Origin of the sequence: Streptomyces sp. NBC_01296 (assembly GCF_035984415.1) — a bacterium.
GTDB lineage: Bacteria > Actinomycetota > Actinomycetes > Streptomycetales > Streptomycetaceae > Streptomyces.
This window is the reverse complement of the sequence record NZ_CP130720.1, coordinates 4,030,755-4,043,193: the sequence shown is the minus strand read 5'-3', so window position 1 is coordinate 4,043,193 and position 12,439 is coordinate 4,030,755. Positions and strand designations below refer to the sequence as shown.

Sequence of the window (12,439 nt, the reverse complement as noted above, 5' to 3'; positions counted from 1 at the left end):
CGGGTAAGACATTCCTAGTGGATCGGGGCGACACGCTGTTTTGGGCAGCTTCCGTTCGCCATCGGCGTACACGTGTGACGGGTATCTGCCTGGCCTGCGGGAACATCGTCTCGCACCATCGGGTTGGAGCAGTTGTCGGCAGTTGAAGCCGGTTTTCCCCACTGACGTGGGGGTGAGCCGCGGACGGATGTCGGCAGTTGGAATGAGCTGTCCCGCCCCGCGGGACTAGCATGCGGAAGGACAGGGCGGGGACCGACCCCGAACTGCCCGACCGCTCTGAGGAGCGATAAACGATGTTCGAGAGGTTCACCGACCGCGCGCGGCGGGTTGTCGTCCTGGCTCAGGAAGAAGCCCGGATGCTCAACCACAACTACATCGGCACCGAGCACATCCTCCTGGGCTTGATCCACGAGGGTGAGGGTGTCGCCGCTAAGGCCCTGGAGAGCCTCGGGATTTCGCTCGAGGCTGTTCGCCAGCAGGTTGAGGAGATCATCGGCCAGGGGCAGCAGGCCCCGTCCGGCCACATCCCCTTCACCCCGCGGGCGAAGAAGGTCCTGGAGCTTTCGCTCCGAGAGGCCCTCCAGCTCGGCCACAACTACATCGGCACCGAGCACATCCTGCTCGGCCTCATTCGCGAGGGCGAGGGCGTCGCCGCCCAGGTCCTGGTGAAGCTGGGCGCCGATCTCAACCGAGTCCGGCAGCAGGTCATCCAGCTGCTCTCCGGCTACTCCGGCGGAGGCAAGGAGTCGGCCACGGCCGGCGGCCCGGCCGAGGGCACCCCCTCGACCTCCCTCGTCCTGGACCAGTTCGGCCGCAATCTCACGCAGGCCGCCCGCGAATCCAAGCTCGACCCGGTCATCGGGCGCGAGAAGGAGATCGAGCGGGTCATGCAGGTCCTGTCCCGCCGTACCAAGAACAACCCGGTCCTCATCGGCGAGCCCGGCGTCGGCAAGACCGCCGTCGTCGAGGGCCTGGCCCAGGCGATCGTCAAGGGCGAGGTCCCCGAGACCCTCAAGGACAAGCACCTCTACACGCTTGACCTGGGTGCCCTGGTCGCCGGTTCCCGCTACCGCGGTGACTTCGAAGAGCGCCTGAAGAAGGTGCTCAAGGAGATCCGCACCCGCGGCGACATCATCCTGTTCATCGACGAGCTCCACACCCTCGTGGGTGCGGGTGCCGCCGAGGGCGCGATCGACGCCGCCAGCATCCTCAAGCCCATGCTGGCCCGTGGTGAGCTCCAGACCATCGGTGCCACGACGCTTGACGAGTACCGCAAGCACCTCGAGAAGGACGCGGCCCTCGAGCGCCGCTTCCAGCCGATCCAGGTGGCGGAGCCTTCCCTCCCCCACACGATCGAGATCCTCAAGGGCCTGCGCGACCGCTACGAGGCCCACCACCGCGTCTCCATCACGGACGAGGCCCTCGTCCAGGCGGCGACGCTGGCCGACCGGTACATCTCGGACCGCTTCCTGCCGGACAAGGCGATCGACCTGATCGACGAGGCCGGTTCCCGGATGCGCATCCGCCGGATGACCGCGCCGCCGGACCTCCGCGAGTTCGACGAGAAGATCGCGGGCGTGCGCCGCGACAAGGAGTCGGCCATCGACTCCCAGGACTTCGAGAAGGCGGCTTCTCTCCGTGACAAGGAGAAGCAGCTGCTGGCGGCGAAGGCCAAGCGCGAGAAGGAATGGAAGGCCGGCGACATGGACGTCGTCGCCGAGGTCGACGGCGAGCTCATCGCCGAGGTCCTCGCGACCGCGACCGGCATTCCCGTCTTCAAGCTCACCGAGGAGGAGTCCTCGCGACTGCTCCGCATGGAGGACGAGCTCCACCGTCGGGTCATCGGCCAGAAGGACGCCATCAAGGCGCTCTCCCAGGCGATCCGCCGTACCCGTGCGGGTCTGAAGGACCCGAAGCGCCCGGGTGGCTCGTTCATCTTCGCCGGCCCGTCCGGTGTCGGTAAGACCGAGCTCTCCAAGACGCTCGCCGAATTCCTCTTCGGCGACGAGGACGCGCTGATCTCCCTCGACATGTCGGAGTTCAGCGAGAAGCACACGGTTTCTCGCCTCTTCGGTTCGCCCCCCGGCTACGTGGGCTACGAAGAGGGCGGCCAGCTCACCGAGAAGGTGCGCCGCAAGCCGTTCTCCGTCGTCCTCTTCGACGAGGTCGAGAAGGCCCACCCGGATATCTTCAATTCCCTTCTCCAGATCCTGGAGGACGGTCGCCTGACCGACTCCCAGGGCCGGGTCGTGGACTTCAAGAACACGGTCATCATCATGACGACCAACCTGGGTACCCGGGACATCTCGAAGGGCTTCAACCTCGGCTTCGCCGCCGTGGGCGACACCAAGACCGGTTACGACCGGATGAAGGCGAAGGTCAACGAAGAGCTCAAGCAGCACTTCCGGCCCGAGTTCCTCAACCGCGTCGACGACACGGTCGTCTTCCACCAGCTCACCGAGGAAGACATCATCCAGATCGTCGACCTCATGATCGCCAAGGTCGACGAGCGCCTGAAGGACCGCGACATGGGCATCGAGCTGAGCGGCGACGCGAAGCTCCTGCTCGCCAAGCGCGGCTACGACCCGATCCTGGGTGCCCGGCCGCTGCGCCGGACCATCCAGCGCGAGATCGAGGACATCCTGTCGGAGAAGATCCTCTTCGGCGAGCTGCGGCCCGGCCACATCGTGGTCGTGGGCAAGGAGGGCGACGGCGAAGAAGCCAAGTTCACCTTCCGCGGCGAGGAGAAGTCGGCTCTGCCGGACCTCCCCCCGATCGAGGCCTCGGGCTCCGGCCCGGACCTGAGCAAGGGCGCGTAACCGCTGCCCGCGGGGAGAACGACAAAGGGGCGGCCCCGGAACCGAAAGGTTCCGGGGCCGCCCCTTTGGCTTGCGTGCACGGTGACAAGCCGCACAGGGCAAATCGGACCTACTAGGGCGACTCGTAGATTCGATGTCCGTTTTGCCCCGTCTGGCCCACACCCTCGGCCCAGCAGGGATGCGGTCAACCGGCTGCGTCACACCTCCCGGGCCTACGAGCCCCGGTAGTAAACGGGACGTTTGGGGATGTGGAGGGACACGGGTTACCAAGGATGGGCAAGCCCGGCATCCGCTACCCAGCGTGCCGGGTGACTTCATGCCAGAACCGCCCTTGTCCCCGGCCCGGAGGTCTCCTTACATGTTCGCGAAGCGCGTCAGCACCCGTCGTACCCGTCTCGCCATCGGCGCCACCGCTGTCGGTGCGGCCCTGGCTCTCGGGGCCGGGACGACCGCCGCCTTCGCCGACACGGCCCCGCAGACCGCCCTGACCGGGACCGCCGGGATCGTCGCGGCCCAGGCCGCGGCCCAGGGCTCCGTCGCCGCCAAGAAGGCCGCCGCCTGGCAGAAGCCGGTCGCCAGCTACACGCTCTCCGCGACCTTCGGCAAGGGCGGCACCATGTGGTCCCACAAGCACTCGGGCCAGGACTTCGCCTGCCCCGTCGGCACCCCGGTCAAGGCCGCCTCCGCGGGCGTCGTCGTCAAGGCCGGCCCGAACGGCGGCGGCGACGGCCCGGCGTACGGCAACGCCATCGTGATCAAGCACGCGAACAACACGTACTCGCAGTACGCGCACCTCTCGAAGATCCAGGTCCGGATCGGCCAGAAGGTCTCCAAGGGCAAGCAGGTCGCGCTGTCCGGCAACACCGGCAACTCGAGCGGCCCGCACCTCCACTTCGAGATCCGGACCACCCCGAACTACGGCTCGGCCGTGAACCCGGTCGCGTTCCTGCGCAACGCCGGCGTCACCGTCTGAGCCCTCTGACCACGGTCAGTACAGGAGCCAGGAGCCCGTCGGCTTCGCCGCCGCGTCGACCCTGCCCGGCTTGAGGGTGTCGATCTGGGCGGGCGAGAGCACCACGTCGTAGGTCTGCACGGTCTCCATGGCCCCGCTCCACGGCGCGGTCCACTTGTCCTCGTGGCGCGAGCGCGCCAGCTGCAGCGGGCCCTGTGCCTGGAAGACGCCGGGGACGGGGGCCTCGCCGGTCTTCTTGCCGTTGACGTAGAGGGCGATCTGCTTGCGCTCCGCGTCGTAGGTCCCGGTCAGGGTGGAGAAGGTCTTCTCCATCTTGGGGCTCTCGCCGGTCACGGTCACCGCGGTCGCCTCAGCGCCCTGGTCGCCCGTCTGGACGCGGAAGACCCACGTCGGCTTGCCGTTCACCTGGTCCAGCCCCAGCTCGAACGAGAAGGACTTCTCGTTGCCCTGGCTGACGGCGATCTGGCGGCCCTTCGGGGCGCGGTTCCAGACGTGCGCCGAGACGGTGAAGCTCTTGGACGTGTCCACGACGCGCTTCGCGGACTCGGCGTACGAGTTCTCGTTGCCCTTCGTCCGGATCTCGAAGCGCTTCTCGATCGGGAAGACCCCGGCGTCCGGGCCCATCTTCAGCGGAGCCTTTCCGCTGCGGTCCCGGATCTGCGTCGGGTCGTCCTTGACGGTCGGGGTGTTGTCGACCGGGGTCTTGCTCTTCGACCCGGTAGGGGAGGGCGTGGGCGGCGCGGTCGGGGACGGCGTGTCGTCCTTCGCCGCGTTCTCGCCCTTGTCGTCGCCGCCCAGCAGCAGGAACGTTCCACCACCGGCGAGCAGCGCCAGTACGGTCACCGCGGCGCCGATCATCCACAGCCGCTTCTTGCGCTTCTCGGCCGCCGAGCGGTCGGCCATGGCCTCCCAGTCCGGCTGGTCCGACTGCGGCGCGAACGGCCCGGGGAGCCCGGGGCCCGCGGCGCCGGGCGCGGCCGGCCCGCCCATGTTCGGGAGCCCCTGGGCCCACTGCTGCGGCGCGGCGGGCGGGGCCGGAGCCTGCTGGTACGGGCCGGGCTGAGCGCCGGGCTGTGCATCCGCCTGCGGGTAGCCGTAGCCGCCGCCACCCGCGGGCGCGCCCGGCGGCGGGCCGAAGCTGCCGCCGCCACCCGGCGCCGGGGTGCCGGGCGGGTAGCCGTAGCCGGCCGCGGGGGCCGGCGGGACCGGCGGGAACCCGTAGCCCCCGTTCCCGGGGGCGGGCTCGGGCTGCGGGTTGCTGGGGGGATTCGTACCGTCGGTCATGCCACGGATGCTAAAACACGGGCCCGCACAGCTGTACGGCCCGGTCCCGATCCGCCGGCGATCAGCTCTTCACTTTGATGATCGGGAAGCTTCCCGTAGCCGTCGGCGCGTGCTCCGGCAGCCACAGCACCGCCACCGCTCCGGCCGCCGCGCCCTCGCGGTCCACGCCGCCCGGGGCCGCCACGTTGCGGAACGTCAGCCGGGCGCCCAGCACCCGCGCCTGCCCCTCCGCGATGGTCAGCCCTAGGCCGTGGCCCACCCCGGCGCGGTCCGTCGACCCGGTCCGGAACCGGCTCGGCCCCTCGCGCAGCAGCGCCTCCGGGAAGCCCGGCCCGTGGTCCCGGACCCGGACGACCCGCCCCTCGATGTCGACCTGGACCGGCGGCTGCCCGTACCGCGCGGCATTGGCCAGCAGGTTCCCCAGGATCCGCTCCAGCCGCCGCGGGTCGGTGCTGACTATCTCGTCCGCGACCACCCGTACCGAGGCCTCCGGCATCAGCGCGGTCACCCGCCGGCTCACGAACTCGCCCAGCGCCACGTCCTGGAGCTCCGCCCGCTCGGACGCGCTGTCCAGCCGGGCAACCTCCAGTACGTCCTCGACGAGCGCCCGCATCGCCTGCGCCCGGTCCCGCACCAGCTCGGTCGGCCGCCCCGGAGGCAGCAGTTCCGCCGCCGTGAGCAGGCCCGTCACCGGGGTCCGCAGCTCGTGCGCGATGTCCGCGGTCACCCGCCGCTCGGCCTCCAGCCGCTGCTGGAGCGCGTCCGCCATGGCGTCCACGGCCCGCGCGAGGTCGTCGGTCTCGTCGCGTACGACGCCACCGACCGCGTCCCGCACGCGTACGTCCGGATCCCCGTGCGCCACCCGCTGCGCGGCGGCCGCGGCCTTGCGCAGCCGGCGCGAGATCTGCCCGCCGATGAGTACGCCGAGCGCGGCGCCCGCGACGACGACGGAGATCGACCCGACGACCAGGGCCCGGTCCAGGTCGCGCACCATGTTGGCGCTCTCCTTGAACTCGCTGTGCAGCGACAGCACCTGCCCGTTGCCGAGCGGCACCGCGGCCCACACCTGCGGCACTCCCCTGCGGGACTCCTGGACGTACGTGCCGCGCCGCCCCGACCGCGCCTTCTCGCGCAGCGCGGCGGGCAGCTCGGGGTCGTTGAGCTTGGCCCCCAAGGCCGGCTTGCGCCCGGCTTCGACGAAGCGGGCGATCACGTTCACGTTGGCCAGCTGCGCGTCGCGGGCGCTCTCCAGCATCGAGACGCGGGCAGCACTGTGCACGACCAGGCTCAGTGCCACGGCGACGAGTGCGCCGACGGCGGTGATGGCGAGCGTGATCTTCCAGCGGATCCCCGTACGGAGGGTGAAGCGCCTCATGGTTTGAGCTTGTATCCGAATCCTCGGACCGTTTCGATGCGGTCCTGTCCGATCTTCGTGCGCAGCCGTTGGACGTGGACGTCCACGACGCGGGTGTCGCCGCCCCAGTCATAGTCCCAGACCCGCTCCAGGAGCCGGTCGCGGGACAGTACGGTGCCGGGCGCGGAGGAGAACTCCAGCAGCAGCCGCATCTCGGTCGGCGTCAGCGCCACCGGGACGCCGGCCCTGCGGACCTCCATGCCCTCGGTGTCGACCTCCAGGTCGCCGAAGACCAGCACCCCGCGCTCCTCGGAGCCGTCCTCGCCGTTCACCCCCGGCCGGCCGTTCTGCGGGCCGCCGGCGTGGCCGAAGCGGCGCAGCACGGCGCGGATCCGGGCGACGAGGACCGAGCCGTCGAAGGGCTTGGTGACGTAGTCGTCGGCGCCCGCCTCGAGGCCCAGGACGACGTCGATGGAGTCGGCGCGCGCCGACAGCATGATCACGGGGACGGTGGACTCGTCGCGGATCCGGCGGCACAGGCTCACGCCGTCCATGCCGGGCACCATCACGTCGAGCAGCGCGATGTCCGGCTGGTTGGCCCGGAAGGACTCGAGGCCGGACAGGCCGTCGGGCATGGCGGTGACCACGAACCCGTCGCGTTCCAGCGCCAGGGTCGTGGCCTCACGGATGACGTCGTCGTCCTCCACGAACAGGACATGGGTCTCGGCCATGCGGAAGCCTCGCCTCGGTTCTTCGCTTCTTCGGTACGTCGGTTCTTCTGGTCTTCGGGTCGTCAGTTCTTCTGGGTGACCGCGGGGGCCGGCTGGGCCGCGCCGTCGATGTTGCTGTAGTCGGTGTGCACCCGGTCCTGCTCGGTGAACTTCTCCCCGTTCCAGCGGTACGTGATCACGTCCTCGCCCGACGGATAGGCGAGGGCGTCGCTCTTCCCGTAGACGGGCTTGGTGACCACCAGGTCGCCCCGGTCGATCTCCGCGTAGACGGGCGGCTGCTCGTCCGAGAACACATTCTCGTACGTCCCGCCCTCCGCCCGGTACACGTACGAGCCCCGCCCCAACGCGTCGGCGCAGGACAGCACGTTGATGACGATGTCGACGACGGAGCCCCCGGTGACCTTCCCGTAGCTCACGTCGACCGGGTAGTCCTTGCCCGTGCAGGGCTTGAGGTCCCGCTTGACCTGGGCGCTGACCTTGGGGTCCGCCTGGAGCAGTGCGACGGGGTCGACCCGCTTGGCGGGCTTGCCCGAGGCCTCCGTCGTGGCCGGGACGTGGTCGGGCGGGGTGGCCGTCGGCGAGCCGCTCTTGGCCACGGCCTCGGTATGGGCGGGTCCGCCGTCCTTCAGGCCGGTGCCGCCGTTGGCGCAACCGACCGCGAGCAGCACTGTGCCGACGAGGACGACCGTCCCCGCCGACATCAGCACCAGCGGACTTCTGCCGCTCAAGCTCTGGCCATTCAGGCCGCGCACCGCTCACGCCCCTCGTACCGGATGGTGTGGTCACCGCGGTGGTCACCGCGCTCCAGCGCACGCATGTCCAGATCCCGGCTCTCCAACTCCTGCCGGAGCCGGGCCAGCGCGCGGTGCAGGGTGCTCTTCACAGTACCCGCCGACATTCCGAGCGCCGCGGCGGTCTCCTCGGTGCTCATCTGCTCCCAGTGTCGCAGCACGACCACGCTGCGCTGCTTGGGCGCGAGAACCTTGAGGATGTCCATCAGCAGCGCGCGGTCGGCGCGCTGGTCGGAGCCGTCCTCGACGGAGGCGTCCGGGAGCTGCTCGGTGGGGACCTCTTCGAGCTTGCGGGCGCGCCACCACTCGGTCCGGGTGTTGATCATGACGCGGCGCAGGTACGCGTCGGCCAGGGACTTGTCGGCGATGCCGTCCCAGCGGCCGTACGTGCGCACCAGCGCGGTCTGCAGGAGGTCCTGCGCGTCCGTGGGGTCCGGGACCAGGCGCCGGGCACTGCGCAGGAGCGCGTCCTGCCGAGTGCGTACGTACTCCTCGAATCCGAGTACCTCGCCGTGCGCCATCTCAGACCGCCTCCACCCGTCCAACCACTCATCCCCGTGTCCTACGCATTCGAAGGTACGGAGGGGTTGTCACGGGGTTGTGCGGGCCAGACTTCGGTGGGCGCACGGACACCCATAGGTTGTGTAACAGTGCCGTGAGCTGGGGTTTGGCCGGAACAAGCGGAATCCCCCACTCAGTTCGGCTCAGTCCGTCGCGGCGCCCTGGGCCGGGGGTCTCGCGGGGCCCTGCGGCAGCCGGTACATCCCCCCGGCGAGCGGTTCGACCAGCCCGTCGGAGACCAGCCCGTCCAGCGACCGGGCCCGCTGCACGGGCTCGTCCCAGACCGTGTCCAGCACCGCCTGCGGAACCGGCCCGACCGCGTCCCGCAGCACCGCGAGGAGCTTGCCGCGCACCTGCCGGTCCGTCCCCGCGTACGTCTGCCCGCGCCGCGGCGGCCCCTCGTGGGCCGGCTTCCCGGCCAGCCGCCACGCGCACAGCCCGGCCACCGGGCAGCGCACGCAGTCCGGGGACTTGGCCGTGCACACCAGGGCGCCGAGCTCCATCGAGGCCGCCGCCCAGCGGGCTGCGGTGTCCTCGTCCGTCGGCAGCAGGGCCCGGGCCAGGCGCCGCTCGGCCGCGGTGGTGGCGTTCGGCGGATACTCGACGCCGGTCGTGGTGCGGGCGAAGACCCGGCGCACGTTGGTGTCGAGCACGGCGTGCCGCTGCCCGTACGCGAACGAGGCCACGGCGGCCGCCGTGTACTCGCCGATCCCGGGCAGCGCGAGCAGCTGCGCGTGCTCCCGCGGTACGTCGCCCCCGTGCCGCTCCGTTATCGCGACGGCCGCGCCGTGCAGGCGCAGGGCCCGGCGGGGGTAGCCGAGCCGCCCCCAGGCCCGTACGGCCTCGCCGGGGGCCTCGGCGGCCAGGTCGGCGGGGCGGGGCCACCGGGCGAGCCACTGCTCGTACACCGGCAGGACCCGGCTGACCGGGGTCTGCTGGAGCATGAACTCGCTGACCATGACCCCCCAGGGGCCGGCCTCGGGGCGGCGCCAGGGCAGGTCGCGGGCGTGCTCCTCGAACCAGGCGATGACCGGGGAGTGCAGCGCGTGGGACGCGTCGGGGGACGTCTCGGGGGAAGGGCTGGTGGATGCAGTCATGGCAGACGGCATCCTGGCACGTTTCAGGGCCGCCGCGCGGGGCCCGGGCCGGTGAACCAGACAGCGGCGCGCCCCCCGCTCGCCCGCATGGCGGTGGTGATCGTAGTGATCGGACCGGTGAGGCCGAGGACGAAGAGCGCGGCGAGCGCACCGCCGAGCAGCAGGCCCACGCCGACGTCGTGGGGGTAGTGGACGCCGACGAACACCCGGGAGAAGGCCATCAGCAGGGCCAGCGGCACGGTCAGCAGCGCGAGGCGGCGTACGGCGAGCGCCAGCGCGACGGCGGCCGCGCCCGCGATGGCGGAGTGGTTGCTGGGGAAGGACCAGTCACCGGGGGCCGGGCAGGCCACGAGCGAGGCGGCGGCCCCGGCGACGGCCCGGCAGGGCCGCTCCTCGTCCACGGAGGACTTCACGACCTCGGAGGCGACGTACGCGACGGCGGTGGCGAGCGGCGCGAGGACGGCGAGGGCGACGGCCCGCGGGCCGGCCTGGGTGCGCGCACGCCACCACACGGCTATGAACAGCAGGCCGAAAAGCAGGAGCCCGTACTCCGTCCAGACCTCGAACGCCGACTGCACCCAGCCGGGTGCGGAGCGGGCGGAATCGGTGATGTCGCGGTAGAGGCCAGAGGTGTCCATGGTCACCGACCGTACTCAAACGCGACCGCGCCTGACGTGGGACTCTTGGCCGATTCTCATCGCTCGGGCCTCCGCCCGCAGGATGATCATCGGCAAAACAAGCCGCTTGCGCGGCATGTGGGGCGCGGATCGGGCCGCGGACTCTCGTAAAGTTCCGTCCGTGGGATCTATGCGCAATCCGGTCGGGCCGCTCCCCTCCTCCATCTACTGGCGACGGAGGGCTGTGCTGGCGTCCGTCGTCGCGCTGCTCGCGCTCCTCGCCGTATGGACCGTCAGTTCCGGTGGGGGGAAGTCGAGTACGAACGGCAAGGGCGGCGACAAGGGGCCCGACCCGGTCGCCTCGATCACCCCCGGGCCCGCGGGAACGGGGCCGGCGATCAGTCAGGCGCCGGGCGGGCGTGCGGAGTCGGGCGGCGGCGCGGGCAAGAACGGCGAGCCGGGCGGCACTCCGGGCACGGCGGCGGGCGCGGGTTCGGGCTCCGCCGGCAGCGGCGCCGGCGGTGGCGGCGGCGGTACGGGTGGCTCCACGTCCCAGGTCCCGGCGGACTCCCCGCTTCCCACGTGCGCCCCGAGCGGGCTGCAGTGGGAGGTCAAGAGCGTGAAGAACGAGTACGAGACGAGCGAGAAGCCCCGCCTCGAACTGGTCGCCCGCAATGTCTCCGGCACGACCTGCAAGGTCGACCTCGGCCCGAAGCAGGCGGTCCTGACCATCCTGCAGGCGAGCACCAGCAAGGCCGTCTGGTCCTCGTCGGACTGCCCGTCGGGCGCGGGCAACGCGTTCTTCCGGGTGCCGGCGCAGGGGGAGACGAAGCAGTCGCTGGAGTGGGACAGGAAGTTCAGCGCGGCGGACCAGTGCCAGACGCCTCCGGCGGGGAGCGCGGCTCCGGACACGTACGTGGTGGAGGTCAAGTCCCCGGGCATGCCGGTCGCCCGAACCTCGTTCGTCCTCAAGCAGGACTAGGACCCGGCCCGCGTAGAGGAATCAGACGTAGCGCTCGAGGATCGAGGACTCCGCCAGGCGGGACAGGCCCTCGCGGACGCTGCGCGCACGGGCTTCCCCGACCCCGTCGACCGTCTGCAGATCGTCCACCGACGCGGCCAGCAGCTTCTGCAGGCCCCCGAAGTGCTCCACCAGCCGCTCGATGATGGCCCCCGGCAGCCGCGGAATCTTCGCCAGCAGCCGGTACCCCCGCGGGGACACCGCCGAGTCGAGCGTCTCCGGCGAGCCCGTGTACCCCAGCGCCCGCGCCACGATCCCGAGCTCCAGCAGCTCCGGATGCGTCAGCGCGTCCAGCGCCGGCAGCGCCTCCTCCACCGTGCGGGAGCGCTTCGCCGTCGGCTCCGGCACATAGTCCCGGATCACCAGCTCCCGCTCCTGCTCGATGCCGACCGTCAGCTCGTCCAGCTGGAGCGACAGCAGTCGCCCGTCCGTGCCCAGCTCGACCACGTATTCAGCGATTTCCGTGGCAATGCGGCGCACCATTTCCAGCCGCTGCGCGACCGCCGTCACGTCGCGCACCGTGACCAGGTCCTCGATCTCCAGCGCCGACAGCGTCCCCGCGACCTCGTCGAGCCGCAGCTTGTACCGCTCCAGCGTGGCCAGCGCCTGGTTCGCCCGCGACAGGATCGCCCCGGACTCCTCCAGGACCCGGCGCTCCCCGTCCACGTACAGCGCGATCAACCGCATCGACTGCGACACCGACACCACGGGGAACCCGCACTGCTTCGAGACGCGGTCCGCGGTGCGGTGACGGGTGCCCGTCTCCTCCGTCGGGATCGACGCGTCCGGCACCAGCTGGACGCCGGCCCGCAGGATCTTGGTGATGTCCTTGTCCAGGATCAGCGCGCCGTCGAGCTTGCACAGCTCGCGCAGCCGGGTCGCGGTGAACTCCACGTCCAGGACGAAACCGCCCGTGCACATCGCCTCGACGCTCTTGTCCATCCCGAGGACGATGAGGCCGCCGGTGTTGCCGCGGACGATCCGTTCCAGACCGTCACGCAGGGGCTGACCAGGTGCGACCGCGCTCAGCGAGGCGCGCATCATGGCCTCCTGCTTGGAGCTCGCGCCCGACTTTCCGGATGCTGCTGCCCCGTCCTTGGCTGCCACTGCACTCCTCCGGTCGCGGGTTGCGCCGCCTGCGTACGGCCGGGCGGACCATCCAGAAGTCTACCGGCGCGCGCTGCGCGCCCG

At 71.0% G+C, this 12,439-nt stretch carries 11 protein-coding genes; 3 read left to right on the top strand and 8 right to left on the bottom strand.

The genetic code is table 11. From position 1 onward, the window contains the following. The first annotated feature begins 293 nt into the window (after positions 1 to 293). The gene (locus OG299_RS18115) at positions 294 to 2,819 is read left to right on the top strand and encodes an ATP-dependent Clp protease ATP-binding subunit (RefSeq protein WP_266626834.1); all 2,526 of its coding nucleotides are present in this window, start codon (positions 294 to 296) and stop codon (positions 2,817 to 2,819) included. 358 nt (positions 2,820 to 3,177) lie between these two features. Further along, a complete protein-coding gene (locus OG299_RS18110; RefSeq protein WP_327362007.1) occupies positions 3,178 to 3,792 on the top strand; it encodes a M23 family metallopeptidase in 615 nt (204 codons plus the stop codon). A 15-nt stretch (positions 3,793 to 3,807) separates the two neighbouring features. Here the strand turns inward: OG299_RS18110 and OG299_RS18105 are convergent, their stop codons facing one another. From OG299_RS18105 to OG299_RS18075, 7 genes are all read right to left on the bottom strand, one after another. Then, positions 3,808 to 5,076, bottom strand: a complete 1,269-nt coding sequence (locus OG299_RS18105) for a LamG domain-containing protein (RefSeq protein ID WP_327362006.1) — start codon at positions 5,074 to 5,076, stop codon at positions 3,808 to 3,810. Between the two features lie 61 nt (positions 5,077 to 5,137). Next, positions 5,138 to 6,451, bottom strand: coding sequence for a two-component system sensor histidine kinase CseC (gene cseC / locus OG299_RS18100; RefSeq protein ID WP_266626828.1), 1,314 nt, complete (start codon positions 6,449 to 6,451; stop codon positions 5,138 to 5,140). Next, positions 6,448 to 7,161, bottom strand: a complete 714-nt coding sequence (gene cseB, locus OG299_RS18095) for a two-component system response regulator CseB (protein ID WP_266626826.1) — start codon at positions 7,159 to 7,161, stop codon at positions 6,448 to 6,450. Before cseB ends, cseC begins: the two co-directional genes overlap by 4 nt. Positions 7,162 to 7,223: 62 nt before the next feature. After that, positions 7,224 to 7,862, bottom strand: coding sequence for a hypothetical protein (locus tag OG299_RS18090; protein ID WP_327364543.1), 639 nt, complete (start codon positions 7,860 to 7,862; stop codon positions 7,224 to 7,226). 38 nt (positions 7,863 to 7,900) lie between these two features. Next, complete coding sequence (locus OG299_RS18085) at positions 7,901 to 8,473, bottom strand: SigE family RNA polymerase sigma factor (RefSeq protein WP_030158464.1); 573 nt, start codon at positions 8,471 to 8,473, stop codon at positions 7,901 to 7,903. Positions 8,474 to 8,656: 183 nt separating this feature from the next. Continuing rightward, positions 8,657 to 9,610, bottom strand: coding sequence for an iron-sulfur binding domain-containing protein (locus OG299_RS18080; RefSeq protein WP_266626824.1), 954 nt, complete (start codon positions 9,608 to 9,610; stop codon positions 8,657 to 8,659). A gap of 23 nt (positions 9,611 to 9,633) precedes the next feature. Beyond that, positions 9,634 to 10,248, bottom strand: a complete 615-nt coding sequence (locus tag OG299_RS18075; protein WP_327362005.1) for a phosphatase PAP2 family protein — start codon at positions 10,246 to 10,248, stop codon at positions 9,634 to 9,636. 169 nt (positions 10,249 to 10,417) lie between these two features. Between OG299_RS18075 and OG299_RS18070 the strand changes: the two genes are divergently transcribed. Then, a complete protein-coding gene (locus tag OG299_RS18070) occupies positions 10,418 to 11,209 on the top strand; it encodes a hypothetical protein (RefSeq protein WP_327364542.1) in 792 nt (263 codons plus the stop codon). A gap of 21 nt (positions 11,210 to 11,230) precedes the next feature. Here OG299_RS18070 and disA read toward each other — a convergent pair whose 3' ends face one another. Next, a complete protein-coding gene (disA, locus tag OG299_RS18065) occupies positions 11,231 to 12,355 on the bottom strand; it encodes a DNA integrity scanning diadenylate cyclase DisA (protein ID WP_266626819.1) in 1,125 nt (374 codons plus the stop codon). Positions 12,356 to 12,439 lie beyond the last annotated feature (84 nt).